Source organism: Maridesulfovibrio sp. FT414, assembly GCF_050916235.1.
GTDB lineage: Bacteria > Desulfobacterota > Desulfovibrionia > Desulfovibrionales > Desulfovibrionaceae > Maridesulfovibrio.
The window spans coordinates 2,591,086-2,613,289 of record NZ_CP104854.1; the positions used below are offsets into that span (position 1 = coordinate 2,591,086).

The following is a 22,204-nucleotide window of genomic DNA, read 5'->3' on the forward strand; positions in this document are numbered from 1 at the left end:
AAAGACAAACTGCTCAGTTGAGGGCGATTTCCAAAGCATCTTCAAGTCGTTCGACCAGTTTGATTTCAAGCCCTTCCAGAACATCCGGGTCGAGTCGTTCCACGGACATGGCGCATTTTTCCGGCAGAACCACGGTGCGTACCCCTGACCTTGCCGCGGCCATAATCTTTTCGCGCACTCCACCCACAGGCAGTACGTCACCATGCAGGGAGATCTCTCCGCTGAAGGCCATATCCTGCCTGATTTTTCGTCCGGTAAGCTGCGAAAGTATCGCCACGGCAATGGTTAGCCCGGCGGATGGTCCTTCTTTTGTGACAGCCCCGGCCGGGATATGCACATGTATGTCCGATGACTCGAAGAAATCGTCCGACAGACCGAACTTACCGGCATTTGAGCGTAGATAGCTGAGGGCCGTCTGTGCCGATTCCTGCAGGACCTCTCCGAGCGATCCTGTAAGGATGAGGTTCTTGTTGCCGTGCATTCTTACCGCTTCAACGAAAATTATTTCCCCGCCATTCTCAGACCAGACCATACCTGTGGCAACACCGGTCTTGAGGACATTGCTCACTGTGGTGCTGAAATGCGGCGGGGGGCCCATGATTGAGGGAAGATCGGGGGCATCCACTTTGAGGGGGATGGAGCCTTCAGGTGATTCAAGGCTGCGTCTGGCAAGCTTGCGGCAGAGTGCGGCGGACTGCTTTTCCAACCCGCGAAGTCCTGCTTCCCTTGTATAGTCGGCAACGAGCCTTTTTACCGCTTCTGTGCTGATCTCAACTTCATGCACCCCGAACCCGTGTTTGCGCAACTGTTCAGGGAGCATGTAATCCTGCGCTATCCTGACCTTTTCTCCGGCAGTGTAGCTTGAAAATTCAATCATCTCCATGCGATCGCGCAGCGGTCCGGGAATTCTGTCCAGAATATTGGCCGTGGCGATGAAAAGGACGCCGGAAAGATCAAACGGCAGACCCAGAAAGTGATCCACAAAGGCGTTGTTCTGCTGCGGATCAAGGATTTCAAGCAGGACTGAAGTGGCGTCCCCCTGAAAGTGCTGAATGATTTTGTCCATCTCATCCAGCATGATGACCGGGTTGCGTACCCCTGCTTTCTGGATGCTCTGCAGCAGTCTTCCGGCCATGGCACCCACGTAGGTCCGGCGGTGGCCCCGGAGTTCGGATTCGTCGCGCAGTCCGGCAAGGGACATGCGGATGAATTTTCGGCCCATGGCTTCCGCAATTCCCTTTCCGATGGAGGTCTTGCCTGTTCCCGGAGGGCCGCTGAAACATAGTACCGGCCCGTGTATCCCCTGAATCCGCTGATTGCGTGAAAGCAGGTCCTGAACATGTTCGCGCAGTCTGGTGAGGTTGACCGGTTTTCCCAGATACTGGTCGGCACCTTTTTTCATGGCCTCCACAGCCGTTTTGACCGTGGCATAACCGGTAAGCATTATCACTCCGGTGTCGGGCCAGCGGCTGCGCAGTACTCCCAGAAGTTCAAGACCGTCCATTGCTTCCATTTTAAGGTCGGTGAGAACTATGTCGGCCGGATCATCTTCCATTGCGGCAACAGCTTCAAGCCCGTTTGCAACGGTCCGTACTGCGAAACCTTCGTGTTCGAAAATTATGGACAGGTTCTCGCGGGCAATGGGTTCGTCATCGGCAATTATGAGACTCGGCTTGATCCGGCTGCGCAGGTTCTTTACCGCAAGGAACTCCAGAATGCGTTCTTTTACATTATCAAGGCCGAAGTGTCGGGCATCAAGCACTTCCTTGGCGCGCTGCAGATCAAGATCATCCTTGGTTGTCATATTCCATGGAAGGGAAAGTATGAATTCGAGATAGCTGTGGGCTATGGCGAAGTCTGGAGAAGACTTGTCTGTCTTGAGAAGACGTTCACATTCATCCCGTGCGGCATTCAGAATGTGGGGAGGGAGATCGGCAGACTCCACCCGGGAGCAGATGTCTTCGGCAAGGCTCTCCGGGCCTTGCTCCTTTTCGACCGTGCTCTCGGGCTTGCTCTCTTCAGGCCGCACGGAATCGGTATTTTTTCTGTTGAACCACTTCATGTCTTCCCTCCCGATTGATCAGATCTACCTGAACTGAAACAGTTTTTTCATGGTCGCACGACAACGGTATCCTATCAATATCATTATATTAAAGTCATGTTAACGTTGCAAACTGAAACGAATATTGTTGATTCTGTTCTTTTTTGCACAAGCTGTCTTTAAAATTTATATTCTCCTGAAATATTATACTTTATTATCTGAGAGCAGTCCATTTTACTTTTCAAATACAACAAAAATTGACCGCGAGCACTCACAAAAAGAGTGCTCACGTCGTTGCATAGTGAAACGTGTGCTTTTCAATTCATTTCGGGGCATCCCCGAGAAATAGGGGATGAACTACATGCTAGTGTTGCATATGGTAACGCACTTAAAATGGCTCAAAAATGCCATTTTATCTAAGTGTCTGTTTTTAATGAATTTATACCTTGATTTTTGTTTGGCACAAATATTGATCAATAAGGGGAACCAAAAGGAAGGAAATTAAAACCAGGAGGCACCATGGCCACAGTACAGAGCTTTATTGGTCTATTGGAACGCTTTTACGCTTCAAAGGCAGCTAATCAGTCGAACACCTGTAACGTTGGCACATGGGCCATCAACCGGGATCAGGTCTTGGCCGATCCCAAAGAAAGGGGGTTTTTCTTGAAAACTTTATTGAACCGTTTCCGTTCCAAAAGCGGAAAAACCGAAGTTTCCCAGGATGCAAACGATAAGCTGGTCAAAAACCTTTCCGAAACCACCCGTTCCGGAGGGAAGATTCTCGTTGTAAGCAAGGGATCAGCTTTCTCAGGCAACGTGGTAAACTATGCAATTGAAATGGCAGCCAGGACCAGAAGCAGTCTGGTCGCCCTCAACCTGGACGAGCAGGGGGCCGACTTCGACAACTTCAGGACCAGATCCCAGGAAAACGTTTCCAGCTTTTCTTCAAAGGCACAGGAAGCAGGACTTCTGTTTGCACATGTCGTCAAGCAGGGAGCCGAAGATTCCGTTGTTGCCGATCTTCATTCCGAAGACGGTAACGTTCGTTATGTAATGGAAGACGTTGCCAGCCACAGGGCGACCGGCAGAGCCGTTCCCGTATATACGCGAGCGATGCTGCGGGTCAAATAGTCCCGCCCGTAAACTGCTACACAGACCAAAGGGAAATTATGACTCCAGAGATTATTCTTGTAATGGCAGTACTGGCCTTTGCGGTACTGCTCTTCATCTTCGAATGGGTGAGAGTCGACGTTGTCGGCATCATCATGATGGTTTTGCTGCCCCTGCTTGGCCTTGTAACTCCTAAACAGGCGATCAGCGGGCTCAGCAGTAACGCCGTTGTCTCCATCATCGCGGTTATCATCATCGGTGCCGGTCTGGATAAGACCGGTGTAATGAACTCCCTTGCGCGGGTAATCCTGAAGTTCGCCGGAAAGAGCGAAACAAGGATCATGGCACTCATAGCAGGTACTGTTGCCTTCATTTCAGGCTTCATGCAGAACATCGGGGCTGCGGCTCTTTTTCTGCCTGCTGCAAAACGCATCGGCAACCAGACCGGTGTTCCGGTCAGCCGTCTGCTCATGCCCATGGGATTCTGCGCAATCATCGGCGGCTGTCTGACCCTGGTCGGTTCCAGCCCGCTGATTCTGCTCAACGACCTGATGGTCGTCGGCGGAAAGCATTACGAGCCCTTCGGTTTGTTCGGCGTAACTCCTATCGGTATCGCCCTTGTTGTGGCTGCGCTTATCTATTTCATGCTCATGGGCCGGTTCATCCTGCCCGGCAGCAGTGTAAGTGAAGGTTCCGGACCCATGTCCGAACTTCTTACCAACACTTACGGCGGCATCGGTTCCCTTTATGAACTGCATGTCCCTGAGTCATGGACCTGTGACCATGACCTGCTGAGCCTTGAACTGCGTCCCACCTACTTTTCCACTGTTGTGGCCATTGCCCGCGAAAAAGGCAAGAACCACAAGATCGCTCCTGATGCGCTGGAAAAGATCCTGCCCGGTGACTATCTTGCCGTGGTAGGCCCTCTTGAATTTGTTCAGCACATGGCAGCCGATTACGGCTGGACCCTCAAGGAAGATCTTGAGACATTCGCAGAAGAGCTTTCCCCCAACAACGCCGGCATTATGGAGGGTATCATTACCCCCCGTTCCGAGCTTGTAGGCATGACTCTTCGCGAACTTGGGCTGCGCAACCGTTTCCAGGTATCTCCGCTCGCCATCTTCAGGGGTGAGAAGCTGTTCATCAGCGGTCTGACCGATCTTTCCCTTGAATCCGGCGATGCACTGCTCCTGCATGGACGCTGGGAAATGTTCCACATGCTCAAGGACAGACCGGACTTTGTCTTCACCGAAGAGGTTAAAGGCGAAATCCTGCGTGCCGACAAGGCGAAGATCGCCCTTATGTGGCTGGTCGTTTCCCTGTTCATGATCCTTGGTCTGCACATCCAGCTGTCCATCGCTCTGCTTACCGGAGCACTCGGCATGATTCTGACCAAGGTCCTGAGTATTGACGAAGCATACCAGTCCGTAGACTGGATGACCGTCTTCCTGCTCGGCGGGCTTATCCCTCTGGGTATGGCCTTTGAAAATACCGGTGCAGCCAAGTTCATCGCTGACAGCATCATGGCCGCTCTGGGTCACCCGTCAGCTCTGGTTCTGCTGACAGTTATCGGTGCGCTGACCTCGTTCTTCACCCTTGTGGCTTCGAACGTCGGTGCAACTGTTCTGTTGGTGCCCCTGTCCATGAACATGGCCCTAAATGCCGGAGTCGATCCGCGTATCGCAGCTCTCACTGTTGCGGTTGCAGCATCCAATACTTTTGTTCTGCCTACCCATCAGGTCAACGCCCTGATCATGCGGCCCGGCGGATACAAGACTATTGACTATGTGCGCGCCGGAACAGGCATGACCATTCTTTACATGGGTGTCATGCTTTTTGCCCTCATGACCCTTTATTAATAAATATCATTCCCCCGTAAGGAAAGGCCGGCCAGTCCGGCCTTTCCTTTACTGTGACGGACCATATTTCTCGAACATAAACGGTGTCCAGCGCTGCCGCCATGGCTGTGTCCGGTTACCGGAGGCATATAAAAGGAGGCTCTGATGCAGCCTACATTTCTGCAATCTCTAGGCAGTAACTTTCTCGGAAGTGCTCCGAACTGGTACAAGAAAATCATTCTTGCATTTCTTGTCATCAACCCGCTGCTGATGTTTACGGCCGGGCCGCTGGTTGCCGGCTGGGCTCTTATTGCCGAATTTATTTTCACCCTTGCCATGGCTCTTAAATGCTATCCGCTCCCAGCAGGCGGCCTTCTGGCCATGGAAGCGGTAATTCTGGGCATGACATCCCCGGAAACCATTTATCATGAAGCCGTGAACAACTTCGAAGTAATCCTGCTGCTGATTTTCATGGTCGCCGGTATTTACTTCATGAAGGAATTTCTCCAGTTCACCTTCACCCGCATACTGGTGCGTGTTCAGTCAAAGGTTATCATTTCGCTGCTGTTCTGTATTGCCGGGGCATTCCTCTCGGCGTTTCTGGATGCTTTGACCGTTACCGCGGTCATCATTGCGGTGGCATACAGTTTCTACAACATCTACCACAGGTTCGCCTCCGGCAAGACCCTGCATTGTGATCATGACCTCTGCAATGACCAGGCTGTTATTGAGATGAACCGCAAGGATCTGGTGGAATTCAGAGCATTCCTGCGTAACCTGATGATGCACGGTGCTGTTGGTACGGCTCTGGGCGGGGTCTGTACCCTGGTCGGTGAGCCCCAGAACCTGTTGATCGGCGGGGAAATGGGCTGGCACTTCGTTGAGTTCTTCATTGAGGTAATGCCGGTGTCCATGCCTGTTCTGGCTGTAGGTCTGCTTACCTGTATTACCGTCGAAAAATTCCATCTCTTCGGTTACGGAGCCACTCTTCCCGGAAACATCCGTTCCCACCTGCTGGAAACGGCCATAGAAATGGAAGAAAAGCAGGGTCAGAAAGGCAAGACCAGGCTCATCATTCAGACTCTTACCGGTGTCTGGCTGGTAGCTGCGCTTGCTTTCCATCTGGCAGCAGTCGGAATCATCGGTCTTTCCGTAATTATTATTCTGACATCAATGAACGGAATCATTGAAGAACACCACCTTGGACGGGCGTTTGAAGAGGCATTGCCCTTTACTGCTCTTCTCGTTGTGTTCTTCTCCGTTGTGGCAGTTATCCACGATCAGGGGATTTTCCATCCCATCATCGAATTTGTTCTCAGTCTCCAGGGACACACCCAGCTTGCAGCGTACTACATCGCCAACGGCCTTCTTTCGGCCATTTCCGATAACGTATTCGTGGCAACTGTCTATATCTCCGAGACCAAAATGCATTTCATCAACCTGCTGGGAACCATTCCCGATATAGGCATGAGCGGGCAGGCACTGATGGATAAGCTCACCGATCCGCACCTTATGCGGGCCGATGTTGTCGCAGGGATGCCTCAAGCTACTGCCGCCAAGGTACTTGAGGTCATGCATCACTTCGACAAACTGGCTGTGGCCATCAACACCGGGACCAACATTCCCAGTGTGGCAACCCCTAACGGTCAGGCGGCTTTCCTCTTCCTGCTGACTTCAGCTCTTGCCCCGGTCATAAGACTCTCTTACGGCCGGATGGTAATGCTCGCATTGCCGTACACCATCACAATGTCCCTCATGGGACTCGTGGCAGTTAACTACTTCCTGTAGTCCTGTCACGCCGCCAGGTGCGGCACTCCTCTTTCTCCGGCAGATCTCCACTGCCGGGGGAAGAGGCATTATCTTCTCAGTACTACCGCCTTAATTCTTATCCCTTCTTTCATGTCTTCAGTCACAATGGAGTTGACGGAATAGGATAAACAAGAATGCCATTCAGGTCTGTAAAATCAGGGCCTGAATACGGCTACGGAATCATGAAAGCCCATTTGTTCGGCCAGCTCAGTCAGACACCTTCTGGCGGCAACTGATCCGGGCAATGGGGTTTGGTCCGCCAAAAGATAAGGCCGCCGGAAATCCGGCGGCCTTCTATCTTAAGAATCCATCTGTCACCTCCGACCTATTCGGGGGCCAGATCTTTAAGACGGTAATATTTAACCCATCGGGCTGTTTTCAACAAGATTCCAGATACCGCACGGGCAGACATTGGCGCAGAAACCGCAGCCGATGCATTTGTCCGGGTTGCAGGCCATTTCGAAATCCTTGCCTTCAAGCCCCTTGCGGGAGATTGCAGCCTGCGGGCAGACGGTTTCGCAGAGTCCGCAGTCGCGGCAGGAACCGCAGGAGGAACACTCCTGTGCACACTGCTTCACATCGCTGAATTCGGTCAGGCGCGGGTCGAAGTATTCAAGGGTCATTCTCTGGTAGTCGATGACTTCCTTGGGCTGGGCTTCGGGCCGTTTGCCGGTGAAGATTTCATCCAGTGTCTCAGCTGCATGACGGCCATGACCGATTGCATGGGTCAGCAGGCCGGGGCGAACTGCGTCTCCGATGGCGTATACGCCGGGTTCGGTGGTCTGGAAGTCTTCGTTGACCACGATGTGGCCGCGGTCCAGAGCGATGGTGTCGGGCAGGAAGTCGATGTCAGGTGTGTCACCGATGGACATGATGACGGTGTCTGCCGGGAGCACCTCGCCGGTCTTGAGCACAACGCCTTCCTCGGTGATTTCCTGAGTGAAACAGGGGTAGCGGAATTTCGCACCCACATGTTCTGCTTCCTTGCGTTCCTTGCCGAAGGCGGCTGGCTTCTGGATATCGATGAGCAGGATATCCTTTGCTCCTAGGCGTGCGCACTCTGTTGCCACGTCACAACCCACATTACCGGCACCGATGATGACCACTTTTTCGCCGACTTTGGCTGTGCCCTTCATGGCATTCTTGAGGAATGTCAGGGCGGGGGTGATGCGTTCGTGTCCGGGGATTGGGATAATGCGGGGCTTCTGGGCACCGATAGCCAGCACCACGGCATCGTTGTTCTGGCGAAGTTCAGCGAAATCGTCGGCAGTCAGCTGTTTCTGCATGTGGACATGCGGAATAACTTTGGAGACGCGTTCGAGCTCGGAATCAAGCACTTCCTGCGGGATACGGCTGGAAGGAATTGCGGAAGATATTTTGCCGCCGAGTTTGTCGGACATGTCGTAGACTACGGCTTCGTGTCCCTTGCGGCGGATCTGCCAGGCCACGGAAATACCGGCGGGACCGCCGCCGATGACAGCGACTTTTTTGCCGGACAGGGGCGGAAGTTCAGGAGCGGGGCTTTTGACGCCTTCGCGGCCCAGTTTGGTTATATCAACTGAAAGCAGGTTCTTAACCCCACGGGTACAGCCGTCCATGCACAGGTTGGGGCAGAGGTAGCCGCAGACTGTTGCAGGGAACGGGGTGTACGCAAGGGCAAGGTTCACAGCTTCGTCAACAAGGCCGTCGCGGACCAACTGCCAGCGCTTCTGCACGGGCATGCCGGTGGGGCAGGAGGACTGGCAGGGAGCCTGATATTTGCGGTTTTCCCATACGGGGACGAACCTGCGCAGTTCTCCGGTGGTGATCAGCGGGATCGGTGAACGGTCAAGGTCGGTAAGGTCACCGATAAGGCCGCCATGTCCGAGTTCAGCGTTCCAGACAGTGGAACGGAACTCGCTCATGGAACGACGTTTCTTGCCGGTTTTCTCAAAAGGAGTTTTGGCGCGGATGAGCTGCCATTCTTTCCTTTCTACGAGGGAATCGTAAATCTCCGAGCGGCCGATCTTGGCAAGGTTCTCCCTGAGGTTTGCGGTCAGCCATTCCCAGTCCGCATCAGTGATGGGCTCAAGGATGGCGTCAGCAGTGGAGAATTCACCGTGGGGTCCGCGTACGAAAATGCGCCCGCCAACCATACCGACGCAGGGACGGAAGCCGAGTACGTTGCTGGGGTTCTGGGGCTCGTAACCACAGACTACAGCGGTACCGCCGGCCATGAATTCGGCAAAATAGTCACCAACTGAGCCAAGCACCCAGAGCTGCGGGGGATCGAAGCGCGGGTTGGTCTTGGTCATGGTCATGCCGCGTGCGCCGATGTCGCCGTTGACGATGACCTTGCCCTGGGCCATTGCGTTACAGGCACCGTTGGAAGCATTGCCCAGAACGATGATTTCAGCACCGGCGTTGAGCCAGCCCACGTCGTCTGAAGCGGAGCCGTGAACGGTGATGGTTGTTCCGGGGAAACCTTTTGAGCCGAGTCGCTGGCCGGATGTGCCGATTACGTCGATCTCAATGGGTTCTTCTTTTGAAATCCAGAGTCGTCCGCCAATGCCGTGTTGGCCCATGGCGTTTATTTCAAGCCTGCGGGCTCCGTCGGCAACCGCTTTCTGAATCCGTTCCTCAAGGATGCGGGATTCAACACGGGCGCCTTCTTCGAGACCGCTGATGCAAATCTTTTCTGTTGCCATTTTATCTCTCCGTATATCGTGAGCTGTTGTTAAACCACGTACTTGATGCCGAGTCTTTCAGCAGCATCACGGTCACTGATACCAAGCGCGTCCGCCATGCCGATGGGCAGGGAGGTGGAGCGGCCCAGAGGGGCGATGATCTTTTTGATTTCAGTGTCAAAGCTCAGATAGAAGTCAACAACCCTTTCGGCGACTTTTTCAGGATCAAGGCGACGGTAAAGTCTGGGGTCCTGAGAGGTGATGCCCTTGGGGCATACGCCGATGTTACATACGTTGCAGCGGTCCTTTTCGGAGCCGAGACAGCCGGCACCGGCCTGCATTACGTATTTACCGACCTGTACCGCACTTGCGCCGAGCATGATCAGAGCGGCTGCGTTGGCTGCAAGGTTGCCGGACTTTCCGATACCGCCGCCTGCAATCAGGGGCAGTTCGTTCTGTTTACCGGTTGCGACCAGAGCGTTGTAACAGTCACGAAGGTTACTGGCGATGGGGTGTCCCATGTGGTTCATGGAGACGTTGTACGCCGCACCGGTTCCGCCGTCCTCTCCGTCGATGGCCAGGCCTGCGGCGTAGGGGTTGCGGGTCAGGTTGTTGAGAACCGCCGTGGAGGTCGAGGTGGCGGAAATCTTGGGGTATACAGGAACCCTGAATCCCCAGGCCATACTCATGGACTGGATCATCTTGGCTACGGACTCCTCAATGGAGTACTGGGTCTGGTGTGTCGGGGGGCTGGGCAGGCTGACCCGCTCGGGTACACCGCGAATGGCGGCGATGAGCTTGTTTACCTTGTACCACATGAGCAGTCCGCCGTCTCCGGGCTTGGCGCCCTGTCCGTATTTGATTTCAATCGCACAGGGGTCGACCTGCATTTCGGGAATGGCGTGGATGATTTCATCCCAGCCGAAGTAACCGGATGCGATCTGGAGAATTACGTACTGGAGGAAACGGGAACGCAGCAGTCTGGGAGGGCAGCCGCCTTCACCGGTGCTGATGCGTACGGGCATGCCGAGTTCCTCGTTGAGGTAGGCAACACCCATCTGCAGGCCTTCCCACATGTTCGGGGAAAGGGCGCCGAAGGACATGCCGCCGATTACCAGAGGATAAATTTCTCGTACCGGAGGTTTCCAGCCGTGTTCGGCATAGGTCTTGAGGCTCTCCTCGGGAGACTGCACGCGTCCGAGCAGGGTGTGCAGGCGGAACTCGTGGCGACCGGCATCAAGCGCGGGGTCGGTGAGCATGGAGATCCTGATGAATTTGATCTGGTCCAGCAGGGATTCGCCGGAGTTGCGGCGTCCACCGCGGGTACGGGGGTTGCCGCCGCGGTCAATGTGGAACTGCTGGGTGGTGGAACCTTCTTCGCGCTTGGGACCGATGGCATTGTTGGGGCAGACCATGTTACACATGGAGCAGCCGATGCAGGCATAGGCTGGATCGGTTTTCTGGCGGATTCCGTAAAAAATGGAATATTCGTTCTCGGCTTTGGTGCGCAGGCCGGCGGGAGTCTTGATCTCGCGCTTGCGGAATACACCAAGTTCAATGGCGTTCACCGGGCAGACGGAAGTGCAGCGACCGCACTGGGTACAGAGATTCTTGTCCCACTCGATCTGCCAGTTCAGGTCTTTTACGCCTAAAGTTGACGGGGTAATTGGTCTTTCTGTGAGCATGTGATTATCTCCTTGCAGTCGGGTCCGACGATTACTGTATCGAGGTGCATGGGCTGGAAGTCCTTGGATCTGTCGCGGTCGGGGATGACAGCGTCGATTCCGCATACTTCGGACGAGAATGCGTAGATTCCGTCCTTGCCGCCCACAATGCCGGGACGAAGCTTCTTGCGGTCCTGAACCATGAACATGGAACCGTCATCAAGGGTTCCGATGACACAGTTGGGGCCGTCGATGATGAGCTTGCGGCAGGATCTCTTGATGGTCGCCAGGAACTCGCGGTCAGGATGGTCGGCCATTTCATGGTCCATAAGCGGGGTGATGACGTGCTTGTAGGCACGGATATCAAGCCCCAGACGCTTGGTGGTGTAATGGGCGATGTGGGTGAAAACCTCGGAGTCGGACTGGTATCCGGTGTATCCGGTTACCCCACGGGACTGCAGGTATTCTTTGATGGGGAGGAACGCAGTGTTTTCCCCGTTGGTCATGGAGGCTACGCCTTCAATGAAGAAGGGGTGGCAGGCGTAGAGGTTGATGGCATAGTTGGTGTTCTGCCTGCCCTGAGCAAGAATGCGGCGGGCGAAGATGTTTCTGTTGGCGCCGAGCTGGAGCCATTCGCCGATTTCAAGGGGGTCGCCGACTTCTTTGACAACAATGGTGTCAGGCCAGAAGGAGAAGACCATGATGTCTCCGTCTTCTTCGCCCATGCGCCGCAGGTCCAGTCTCATCTGGACAAGTTTTTCTCCCTGCTGGGCGGGGGTAAGTTCATCCCAGCCTCTGGGGACCCTGTAGGCAATGGCAGCGTATGTGCCGCGGACGGGGGTTCCTTTGGGCGGTGCGGTCTCGGGGTTGTAAAGGATGCTGTACTGGGACTTGAATCCGTGGTCCATTGTATACTGTTCAAGCCTGCGCAGACCTGCTTCGGTGAAAATACCGGACAGAATCGGGCAGCCCTGCAGTTCCTCTTCAAAACGACCGCCCAGCCCTCTGAGGCAGAGTCCCACGCCGGAACCATCGTGCCCTTCTTTCATTGTGTTGAGGGCATTGATGGCGAGCATGGGTGAAATTGGATCGCGACTTGTCAGCGCAAATAAACGGCACATATTGTCAGCTCACTCCATGATTATAAGGTTGAACACAGTACAGCGGCCCGTAGCTGTAGGCAGGTGGTCTCCGGAAGGATAATGCCGGTTCCGGAATCCATTCATGCAGGCCTCGAATGTGTCTTCAGAAAAGCGTATCAGCCACCTAGGCTCTAATCGGGGCGTTTCGAGTTTAGTAATGTGCACCGGTCTTTTTTTGACATTTTGAGTTTTTCCACCTCTCAAAATTGGCACATCTGTTTTTCAGGGGTCTGAAATTGAATCTAAATCGGAATTTAAAAGATGGTTGTTTGTTGATTAGAGCGAATCAGGAAGCTCACAATGGCAGAGAAAAACAATTTTGGCAAACAAAAATACGAAAGTGAAGTTTTTTTGTGTGGGAAAAACGGTATTCACGACATTCTGGCAGCCTCTAGTAGGGGTGGAAGTGCTGCGCGTCGGCTGGATTGTTGACTGGTTTTTTGCATATAACATACTGTTATAAAAATATTTTTATGCTGGAGTCGTTGTTTTTGTCAAGAATGGTCCTGGTTCCGGTGGGTGGGTATTCATTGTGACGTAGATGACAAAAACGGCTAAAATAGATCGGAATGACCGTAAAATAGTGATTGGCTCAACGATTTATGGTTCGTTTTTGGTCATGAAATAATGGGGTTTGGAGAAGATTGTTTTTACCTCGGGTGGCTTTTTGATCCGCTTCTGGTTTGAAGGATTAAAATGCGTTCTTAAAAAATTGCAAAATTGTAAATCAGCGCACAGGTTGTATGGGGTATAATACAAATGTGTAATTTTTATATTTGTGTGTCAGGGTGGCTGAACAGCAAAAAGGTAGTGTGACAGCGTTGTTAAAACTGCCCTTGCTTTTTACGTAATGGCTGGTGATAAACGAGGGACAGATTCAGGCATGCTGATGATATTATCATTACAAACGCATGAGTAGTGGAGGTAATATTATGGAACGTGAAAGGGTTGAAGTTATTTTTGAGGCTTTTTTTGAAAAATATAAAAAAACTGAAGGGGATCGAACTGCTTGGTCCGCAGTATGGCTGGAAACCAATGATAAAGGTGTGCTCGAAATTAATATGACGAAATGCCCAAGAGGAACGGTATTCAAGCTTTTCGTCAACAGGGGCAAGGTTGCTGAAGTCATAGGCTGGGATGGATTCTTTGCCGCTGCTGCTCAGTTGGAGGACTCCCACCCCGGTATCTATGATGAAGGTAAAATTTTTTCAGAAATGGAATTTGTCCTCTGATCCGGAAAAAACGAGGTCTCTTCCATCAAACCAGAAATCTGGCCAGTTGTTTGAGATCGATTCCAAGCTCGCTCGGGTCCGGCTGGCGCAGCACCTTGAGTTCGTTGCCGTCTTTTCTGAAGGTCGCAAGGTCGATACATTCCGACTGCACAGGCTGCATGCGCCTGTTGAACAGTATTTTCACCTTTGGCTTTAAGGGTGATGATTCGTTGGTTTCAAGCACCAGTGCAAAGCGTTTGTCTTCCAGTTGCACCATTGTACCCGGAGGGTAGATACCCATTATTCTTATAAAGCGGTTGAGGTAGGCCGGATCGAAGTCGGTTCCCTTCCATTTGAACATGAGACTCAGGGTTTTTGCCGGAGTCATGGCCTCCTTGTACACCCTGACACTGGTCAGGGCATCGTATACATCCGCAATGGCAATCATGCGTCCAAAGGGGTGGATTTCCTCTCCCTTCAACTGGCGGGGATAGCCGTTGCCGCCATATCTTTCATGATGTTCGACCACTCCGCGCAGGATGGAGAGGTCCAGTCCGCGGACTTCCTTGAGGACGTTCAGGCCCTGCATGGAGTGTCCCTTCATGACTTCGAATTCCTGCTCGGTCAGCTTGCCGGGCTTGTTGAGGACCTTGTTCGGAACCCGGCCTTTGCCGACATCATGAAACATTGCGGCTATTCCGAGCTTCTCAAGCTGCTTGCGTTCAAGGCCAAGGGCTTTGCCAAGCAGCAGGCTGTAAAGGTTGACGTTGATGCAGTGGGTATAGGTGTACTCGTCATACCGTTTCAGGAAAGCCAGGGTCAGGGCGGCAGCTCCGTTGGTGGAGATACTGTCTATGACCTTTCCGATCATTGGTTCGGCCTCTTCAACTTCTATGATTTTGCCGTCCTTTACGTCCTGTATGAATTTGCGCGCGTAATCTAGTGCTTCCTCGTGAATGCGGCGTGCTTCCGGCAGTGCCGCGGAAAGTTCCTGCGCAGCCTGCTCCGCGCTCCTTTTTGGACGTTCCGACCTGATTTCGTTTTTTTCAGAAAGAGCCTTGTCCGTCAGTATTTCAACTTTTGCAGTGTCATCAGGAAGATACTTGATGATGTCATCATAGGATTCAATAAAGCGTCCGACTTCTACAAGGGGATCTGTGAATGTGCCTAGCCCGTAGCTTTGAACATACATTCCCGGTTTCAGATCTTCTTTCCTGATTGACTTGATGTTGCCCGGCATTGCTTATCCTTTATCTCTATGTGTCACCTGCTTTGTAGGAGGATCATAGCAAATATGACGACGAAATCTATTATTGATTTATGGTCTGGTGTTTTATTAAGTTATTCTGGGTGATTATCCAGGTGATGCTAATCGTTGCTTTCGTGTTTTCCTTGACTTATTTTATTATGGATTTAGAATATCATTCAAATAGATCTGAACATCCCGCAAATATATCTCCAATAAGGTGAAGGCAAAAGCGACTTGACCAAGTCGTCAGGATGTTCTAGGCAGAATTTTCAAGCAGCCGATGGCTGCCCTGTATACCGGCAGTCCACTTTCAGGGGTTTCCTGCAAGTGGCTGCATTTTTATTGACAACGACGGACTAATTCGAGGTTTATGAAATGAGCAGCATACCCATTTCAAAAGAAGGTTTTGAAAAAATCAAAAGTGAGCTCGACAAGCTCAAAAGGGAACGCCCGGAAGTCATCCAGGCCATCAAGGAAGCACGCGAAGAGGGCGACCTCAAGGAAAACGGCGGTTATCATGCCGCTCGCGAAAGACAAGGGATGCTTGAAGCGAAGATCAACTATATTGAATCACGTATTCCGCAGTTCAACATAATTGACATGGCTACCCTTGGCGGCAGCAAAGTCACTTTCGGTGCTACAGTGGAGCTTGAAGACATTGAGACCGGCGAAGCCAAGAAGTACACCATCATGGGACCTGACGAGAGTGATTTCAAGAAGGGCATAATCTCTATTGAATCTCCTGTGGGCAAAGCTCTGCTTGGAAAGCAGGAGGGCGATGAAGTGATTGTCAATGCGCCCAAAGGTAAGATCGAATACGGTATTGTGTCAGTAACTTTTAAAGGACTTGTTTCCTAGCTGAAGCAGTTCTGCTCCGTCGACGCGTTGAACAGGGCCCATCAGCTCTTGCTTTATTGCATGAAATTTACGGGGGTGTGCGCACGGCACATCCCTGTTTTTTTATAACCTGACCGGTTGAGAGCGATGAATAAAATCATAAATATATCAGGGTATTGCAATGAATGTCAGGTTGTCCATGTTCTCGATTCGTCTGGAGCAGTGAACAGCTGCCTGGAGTTGATGGATACGCTCGACCGGGAGCGGCGTATTGATTTCACGGTGGGAGTCGAAGCCTCAGAGGCTGTCTACAGCACAGATTATCTTTTCGGGCAGGCCCGGGGGCAGATGTTCGGGGTAATGGTTTATGAAGAAGGTGAAGGGTGTCAGGGAACGGCCAGAGCCTTTTCCGGGCAGTACAATGGCCGCTGGAGTGCTCCCGGCTGGGTGGATCCGGTCATCGACGAGGCTGAATTCTTCGACCTTACGTCAGCAACTGAACGCAGGATAAAGCAGATCGGCAGAGATATGGAGTCCGCCGGGGCAGTCTCTGATCAGTACAGGCAGCTTTCTGTGGAGCGTAAGGAAATCTCCCGGGATCTGATGCGGAAGATCCATGCAATCTACCGGGTCCGCAATTTTCTCGGGGAGGTCCGTTCCATGCCGGAGATAGCCCTTTCATGCGGCGGACTGCCGACCGGAACCGGAGACTGCTGTGCTCCCAAGCTCCTTAATTATGCCGCACTTAACGGTTTTCGTCCGATCTCGATTGCCGAGTTCTTCTACGGTGTCCCGAATCGTTCCGGTCGCAGACAGCACAGGCAGTTCTATTCTTCATGCCCTGATAAATGCGGACTGATACTGGGATTCATGCTCTGCGGACTGTAATTCATCGTACTCCCTTTTTATTCATTTTTCCCTATCATATTGTGGCGGTTGAAGTTAAACTTGCAGGAATGGAGGTTGCAATGAAATATTCTGTGAAATTGAAAAACATAGTCATAATCTGCTTTCTTCTATGGCTGCTGATTCCTGCCGGATGTGCGCCCCGCACACAGGCTCCGCAGGCTGATTTTGTTTCCACAAGAAATACTAAATGGGTGCTTGAAGACCTTGACGGACTGGGAGTAACCGATTTTGCCCATATCTGGGTCCGCTTCGACAGTGACGGAAAGATCTACGGTTCCGGCGGCTGCAACAGCTTCAGGGGCTATTATTCCACTGTTAACAGCGTGTTCAAGACCGGACCGCTGGCCACGACCCGCAAGGCCTGCTCCAAGGCTCTTAATATTCAGGAATTCAAAGTTATGCAGGCTCTTGAGAATGTGCAGACCATGTATCGTAAAAACGGGATGTTCTACATGGAAGGCGGCGGGCATGTGCTGCGTTTTTCCGATGATTATTGACCGGAATCCGGAGTCATAATGAAAAGTTGTATACAGACCCCGGAGTCATGCCCGGAACACGTCATGGAGCAGCACAGGATGCTCAGGGATATGGTCGTTTCCGGTCTTATTGATTCTGTCCCGAGTGCGGCATTTGTAGTGAATTCCGAGAGGGAGGTAGTCCTTTACAACAAGGCGATGGATGAACTTATTTCAGACTCTGCAGTGGATGAGCTCCTCTGTAGGAGGCCGGGTGAGATTTTTCATTGCGGCAATGCCGTGGGATGCAGGTGCGGTGAATCCAATTTCTGTGCCCAGTGCGGGGTAATGACAGCCATGTGCGAAGCCCTTGCCGGAAGGATCGGGACTGAGGAATGTACACTGCTCACCGAAACGGACGGCATGGTCAGCTCATTTGTTTTTAAAGTTACAGCCGCGCCACTCGTGGTAGGGGAACAACGTTTCGGAATTGTCTACCTGACTGATATTTCCGACCGCAAAAACAAGGAAGTGGTGGAAAAGATATTTCTCCATGACCTGATGAATGCTGTAAACGGGATCGCCAGCGCGGGAAGCCTGCTCATGGAGGAGGCAATCAAGGAGAGCACAAAACAGCTTGCCGCGATGATTATCGACCGGGTCCGTTTCATGGCCAATGAAATAAACGCCCACCGTCTTTTTGTCTCTGCGGAAAACAAACAGCTGGAAGTGCATAACGAGAAGTTTTTCCTTGCGGGGATTGTTGATTCCATCTGCACTCTCTTTTCGGCCAGCCAGATGGTTCTTGATAAGAAAATCAGTATTGTCAAAAAAGTGGATGATTTTGAAATCACCACAGACAAACGCCTGCTTTACAGGATTCTTGAGAATCTAATCAAGAATGCTATTGAAGCTTCACCGACAGGGGGAACTGTGACTGTTGAAGCTGTTCGTGAAAACGATTCGGCATTGCTTATTGTCAACAATCATGGCGTAATTCCCATTACTGTAGCCAGTCAGATTTTCAAGCGTTCTTTCTCGACAAAAGGGAAGGGGCGCGGGCTTGGAACGTACAGTGTCAAAATGTTCACCGAAAACTATCTTCAGGGTAGAGCCTGGTTTGATTCTTCCAGCGAAGAAGGGACCAATTTCTATATCAAGCTGCCGATCACATCCCAGTGACCGTTGTTCATCCCCAACAGGAGGCTACTGATGCTAAACAGATCACGTTCTACTGTGCTCTTTACAGCCCTTGCCGCTTTGATGACCGTTTTTCTGATCATTCCTTTTTTCCTGTTTTTGGATATCCCCGTTGCGCAGGCCGTACATCCGTTGAAAGGTACTTTTGCAGTAAAGGTCGGTAATATGATCAGTTGGCTGGCCTCAAAGAATGTGATCCAGACGGTGACCTTTTTTCTGTTGCTGGCCGGAGCCCTGGACGGAATGATCTATGGCTTCGGCAGGAGAGCCCGCTCAATCCTGCTTCTGGCACTTGCGCCCATGGCCGCCATGCTGATCGGCGATGAGTTGAAGTGGTTTTTCGGGCGGTACCGTCCGCCGGTGTTCTTCGAAAACGGATCTTACGGCTTCACCTGGTTTTCATCCGAATATATGCAGAATTCCTTTCCTTCCGGGCATACCCTGCGGGCCTTTTCTCTAGCTTCGGTTCTTGCATTTGTTCTGTCCCGCAAAAAGTATATCCCGCTTATCGTCGCTGTGCTGGTCGGCATCAGCAGGGTGGTGGTAGGAAGGCACTATCCTTCCGATGTTATGTTCGGGGGCTTTATAGGCGTAACCTGCGCTGTCTGGGGGCACTACTACCTGTTCAGGGAAGAGTAGATTTTTCTCAGATCTCAGACAAATATTCTTATTGCTTCAGCTCCGCATGACAGAATTCCGTGCGGCGGTTTCAAAGGCAATAGCTTGAAACTAATAGGGATTCCAAAGGGGCTTAGCTCCTTTGGCCGCCGGAGGCATCCCCTGCTGAAATATCCGTGCTAAGAAACTCTGCTTGTTATTAAAAAATATATCCCGCGCAATCTCAGTTTGCGCGGGATATATTTTTATGGATTGGTCCCGTTGGACCGCTGTTCGAGCCTTATCATGACTCTTTCGAGTCGCCCGTATCCTTTCCGGACTTACGCTGGACCTTGGCCAGCAGCACGTAGAACAGGGGGACGAACAGAACTCCGAGTATAGTTGCTGCTATCATGCCCGCAAAAACAGATGTTCCCAGCGCATGGCGGCTGGCGGAACCGGCTCCCTGAGCTATGACCAGCGGAACTACTCCGAGAATGAAGGCAAACGAGGTCATTAGAATCGGGCGGAAGCGAAGTTTGGCCGCATCTACTGCCGCGTCGACGAGTGACTCTCCCTGCTCGTACTTATGCTTGGCGAATTCGACGATAAGAATTGCGTTCTTGGCCGCCAGCCCGATGAGCATGATCAATCCGATCTGGGCGTAGACGTTGTTGTCCAGACCCCGCACGAACTGACCAGAGATGGCTCCGAAGACTCCCAGAGGCACGGCAAAGACAATCGCCAGCGGAATGATCCAGCTTTCGTACTGGGCCGCAAGAACCAGAAAGACCATCATGACCGCAAGAGCGAAGATAACCACGATCTCGCCGCCGGATTTCTTTTCCTGATAGGCGATGTTGGTCCAGTCGAAACCATATCCGCGGGGCAGGGTCTTGCGCGCAATTTCTTCCATTATGGCAATGCCCTGACCGGTACTGTAGCCGGGGGCCGTTGCAGCGGTTATTTCGATGGCCCTGAACAGGTTGTAACGCTGGATGTATTCCGGGCCGTAGATCTTTTTTTGGTCCAGCAGAGTGGAGAGCGGGATCATCTTCCCGGTGTCTCCGCGCACGTAGAATCTGGAAACGTCATCCGGACTGGTGCGGAACTGGGAATCCGCCTGGGCCATGACCCGGTAGGTCCTGCCGTATTTGTTGAAGTCGTTGATGTAGTACCCGCCGAGGAAGGTCTGCAGTGCGCTGAACACTTCGTTCAGGGGGATACCCAGCTTGCGCACCTTGTCACGGTCCACGTCAACATAGAGCTGCGGAACGTTGGCGCTGAAGGTGGTGAATATGTTCATCAGCTCGGGACGCTTGTTAAGTTCTGTGATGTAATCGTTGGCGGCCTGGGCCAGTTCTTCAACTGTTCCGCCTGAGCGGTCCTGAAGTTCAAACTGGAGACCTCCGGTGGAACCGATGCCGTTGATGGGCGGCGGGTTGAAGCAGATTATGCGGGCTTCCTGTATGCCCATGAGCTGCTTCTGGACTTTACGCAGAATGGCGTTCACGTGCAGAGACGGACTCTTTCGATCTCCCCACGGCTCAAGGATGGCGAAAATGGTTGAAGTGTAGGAAGAGTATGCTGCGGTGATCAGGTTGAACCCGCCAAGCGCGAAGAAGTCCTTTACCCCTGCTTCATTCTTGAGAATTTCCTCAACCTTCTGGACCACGGCGTCAGAGCGCTCAAGGGAGGCTCCTTCAGGAAGCTGCACGTTGATCATGAAGTAACCCTGATCTTCGTTGGGAACGAAGCCGGTTGGTACGGTTTTGAACAGGGTGAATGTTCCGAACATGAGTACGGCAAAGATTCCCAGCGCGATTACCGACTTTCTGATGATAAGCTTTACCCCGGTGGTATATCCGGTGGTTATCCTGCTGAAGTATTTGTTGAACTGCTTGAAAAACCAGCCGAGCGGGCCGCGCATGTCATGTTGAGGCTTGAGCAGCAGTGCCGACATGGCCGGGGAAAAGGTCAGTGCGTTGACCGACGAGATTGCCACCGAAACCGCAAGGGTCAGGGCGAACTGCTGGTAGAGCTGGCCGGTGATGCCTCCCATGAAGGCAACAGGAACGAATACGGCGATAAGTACAGCGGTGGTGGCTACAATGGGGCCGGAAACCTCTTTCATGGCTTCCTTGGTGGCGGTCCTGGCATCCATGCCCAGTTCATCAATCTTTGATTGAACGGCTTCCACCACAACAATGGCATCGTCAACAACAATACCGATGGCCAGAACCATGCCGAACAGGGTCAGGGTGTTGATGGAGAATCCGAGCACCTGAAAGAATGCGAATGTGCCCACCAGTGAAACCGGAACCGCGATCATGGGGACGATGGTTGCCCGCAGGTTCTGCAGGAAGATGAAAACCACTATGAAAACAAGGGCCATGGCCTCGTAGAGGGTTTCCAGAACCTCGTCGATGGATGCGGTCACGAACAGGGTGGTGTCGTAGGGAATGTCATAGACCATGCCGGCAGGGAAGTAGCCGGAAAGGTCCTTCATGGTCGCCCGGACGTTCTCGACGATGTCCAGGGCGTTGGCGCCGGGAAGCTGGTAGACAAGCAGCATGGCTGCATCGGACTGCCCCTGACGCCCGAACGCGGAGTAGGACTTGGACCCCATTTCAACGCGGGCCACATCGCGGATATGTACAGTGCTTCCGTCCGGGTTGGCCTTGATGATTATATTGCCGAATTCATCAGGCTCGCTCAAACGGCCTTTGACCCTGACGGTGAGCTGGAACTGCTGGCCCGATGCTGCCGGGGGCTGACCAACCTGTCCTGCCGGTGCCTGCAGGTTCTGCTCCTGAACTGCCCTGACGATGTCGTCGGCAGTGATGGACATGCGGGCCATTTTGTCAGGATCAAGCCAGATACGCATACCGTAGTCCTGATCACCGAACAGGGCGACACTTCCTACTCCGGGTATGCGGGAAATGGCGTCAAAAAGGTTTATTTTTGCGTAGTTGTTCAGAAAAAGTGAATCGTAAGTCTTTTCAGGAGAGAGAAGACTGATGACGCAGATCATGCTCGGGGACTGTTTCTTTACCGAAACCCCTGATTTGGTTACTTCTGCAGGAAGCTGCGGAGAGGCCAGGCTGACCCTGTTCTGAACGTCGACAGTGGCAAGCTCAAGGTCGCGCCCCAGTTCGAAGGTGACGTTGAGAACCATGCGTCCGTCGTTGGAGCTGATGGAGTTCATGTAGAGCATGTCCTGCGCTCCGTTGACCTGCTCCTCAATGGGGGCGGCTACGGTCTGTTCGACAACGTCAGCGCTTGCACCGGTGTAGACCGTGGAGATCTGTACCGTGGGCGGGGCGATTTCTGGATACTGGGCAATGGGAAGGGTGAAGATGCTGAGCAGCCCCACCAACGTGATTATGATGGATATAACTGATGAAAAAATGGGTCTGTCGATAAAGAAGTTGACCATGACTCTTTCCTGCAGGGTAAATACGTCTCCCCGTCAA

16 protein-coding genes are annotated in these 22,204 nt (G+C 52.5%); 10 read left to right on the forward strand and 6 right to left on the reverse strand.

The window, feature by feature from the left end; translation table 11 throughout:
* Window positions 1-13: 13 nt before the first annotated feature.
* Window positions 14-2,062: a S16 family serine protease gene (locus tag N7E73_RS11435; RefSeq protein ID WP_432734876.1), complete on the reverse strand. Its 2,049-nt coding sequence runs from the start codon at window positions 2,060-2,062 to the stop codon at window positions 14-16.
* A 642-nt stretch (window positions 2,063-2,704) separates the two neighbouring features.
* Here N7E73_RS11435 and N7E73_RS11440 point away from each other — a divergent pair.
* From N7E73_RS11440 to nhaB, 3 genes are all read left to right on the forward strand, one after another.
* The gene (locus N7E73_RS11440) at window positions 2,705-3,172 is read left to right on the forward strand and encodes a hypothetical protein (RefSeq protein WP_432734877.1); all 468 of its coding nucleotides are present in this window, start codon (window positions 2,705-2,707) and stop codon (window positions 3,170-3,172) included.
* A gap of 38 nt (window positions 3,173-3,210) precedes the next feature.
* Window positions 3,211-5,010, forward strand: a complete 1,800-nt coding sequence (locus tag N7E73_RS11445) for an SLC13 family permease (protein WP_432734878.1) — start codon at window positions 3,211-3,213, stop codon at window positions 5,008-5,010.
* A 144-nt stretch (window positions 5,011-5,154) separates the two neighbouring features.
* Window positions 5,155-6,777, forward strand: a complete 1,623-nt coding sequence (gene nhaB, locus N7E73_RS11450; RefSeq protein WP_432734879.1) for a sodium/proton antiporter NhaB — start codon at window positions 5,155-5,157, stop codon at window positions 6,775-6,777.
* 380 nt (window positions 6,778-7,157) lie between these two features.
* On the opposite strand, the gene N7E73_RS11455 is transcribed toward nhaB, so the two are convergent.
* The 3 genes from N7E73_RS11455 to N7E73_RS11465 are packed head-to-tail and all read right to left on the reverse strand — an operon-like array spanning window position 7,158 to window position 12,249.
* Window positions 7,158-9,485, reverse strand: coding sequence for an FAD-dependent oxidoreductase (locus tag N7E73_RS11455; protein WP_432734880.1), 2,328 nt, complete (start codon window positions 9,483-9,485; stop codon window positions 7,158-7,160).
* 29 nt (window positions 9,486-9,514) lie between these two features.
* The gene (locus N7E73_RS11460; RefSeq protein WP_432734881.1) at window positions 9,515-11,149 is read right to left on the reverse strand and encodes a glutamate synthase-related protein; all 1,635 of its coding nucleotides are present in this window, start codon (window positions 11,147-11,149) and stop codon (window positions 9,515-9,517) included.
* Complete coding sequence (locus N7E73_RS11465) at window positions 11,113-12,249, reverse strand: glutamate synthase (RefSeq protein ID WP_432734882.1); 1,137 nt, start codon at window positions 12,247-12,249, stop codon at window positions 11,113-11,115. Before N7E73_RS11465 ends, N7E73_RS11460 begins: the two co-directional genes overlap by 37 nt.
* Before the next feature lie 321 nt (window positions 12,250-12,570).
* Here N7E73_RS11465 and N7E73_RS11470 point away from each other — a divergent pair, with 321 nt between their 5' ends.
* Window positions 12,571-12,702 (forward strand): hypothetical protein, encoded by a 132-nt coding sequence (locus tag N7E73_RS11470; protein ID WP_432734883.1) that lies wholly within the window; start codon window positions 12,571-12,573, stop codon window positions 12,700-12,702.
* A 500-nt stretch (window positions 12,703-13,202) separates the two neighbouring features.
* Window positions 13,203-13,502: a hypothetical protein gene (locus tag N7E73_RS11475; protein WP_432734884.1), complete on the forward strand. Its 300-nt coding sequence runs from the start codon at window positions 13,203-13,205 to the stop codon at window positions 13,500-13,502.
* A 25-nt stretch (window positions 13,503-13,527) separates the two neighbouring features.
* Here N7E73_RS11475 and N7E73_RS11480 read toward each other — a convergent pair whose 3' ends face one another.
* Window positions 13,528-14,721: an HD-GYP domain-containing protein gene (locus tag N7E73_RS11480; protein WP_432734885.1), complete on the reverse strand. Its 1,194-nt coding sequence runs from the start codon at window positions 14,719-14,721 to the stop codon at window positions 13,528-13,530.
* 384 nt (window positions 14,722-15,105) lie between these two features.
* On the opposite strand from N7E73_RS11480, the gene greA reads away from it, so the two are divergent.
* The 5 genes from greA (at window position 15,106) to N7E73_RS11505 (ending at window position 18,770) form a co-directional block, all read left to right on the forward strand.
* The gene (gene greA / locus N7E73_RS11485; protein WP_432734886.1) at window positions 15,106-15,588 is read left to right on the forward strand and encodes a transcription elongation factor GreA; all 483 of its coding nucleotides are present in this window, start codon (window positions 15,106-15,108) and stop codon (window positions 15,586-15,588) included.
* Window positions 15,589-15,714: 126 nt separating this feature from the next.
* A complete protein-coding gene (locus N7E73_RS11490) occupies window positions 15,715-16,455 on the forward strand; it encodes a hypothetical protein (RefSeq protein ID WP_432734887.1) in 741 nt (246 codons plus the stop codon).
* Window positions 16,456-16,535: 80 nt separating this feature from the next.
* Window positions 16,536-16,973 carry an META domain-containing protein gene (locus N7E73_RS11495; RefSeq protein ID WP_432734888.1) on the forward strand — a complete coding sequence of 146 codons (438 nt, stop codon included), beginning with the start codon at window positions 16,536-16,538 and terminating at the stop codon, window positions 16,971-16,973.
* 18 nt (window positions 16,974-16,991) lie between these two features.
* Window positions 16,992-18,113: an ATP-binding protein gene (locus N7E73_RS11500; protein WP_432734890.1), complete on the forward strand. Its 1,122-nt coding sequence runs from the start codon at window positions 16,992-16,994 to the stop codon at window positions 18,111-18,113.
* Between the two features lie 30 nt (window positions 18,114-18,143).
* Window positions 18,144-18,770 (forward strand): phosphatase PAP2 family protein, encoded by a 627-nt coding sequence (locus N7E73_RS11505; protein WP_432734891.1) that lies wholly within the window; start codon window positions 18,144-18,146, stop codon window positions 18,768-18,770.
* A gap of 262 nt (window positions 18,771-19,032) precedes the next feature.
* Here N7E73_RS11505 and N7E73_RS11510 read toward each other — a convergent pair whose 3' ends face one another.
* A complete protein-coding gene (locus N7E73_RS11510; protein ID WP_432734892.1) occupies window positions 19,033-22,167 on the reverse strand; it encodes an efflux RND transporter permease subunit in 3,135 nt (1,044 codons plus the stop codon).
* Window positions 22,168-22,204: the final 37 nt, after the last annotated feature.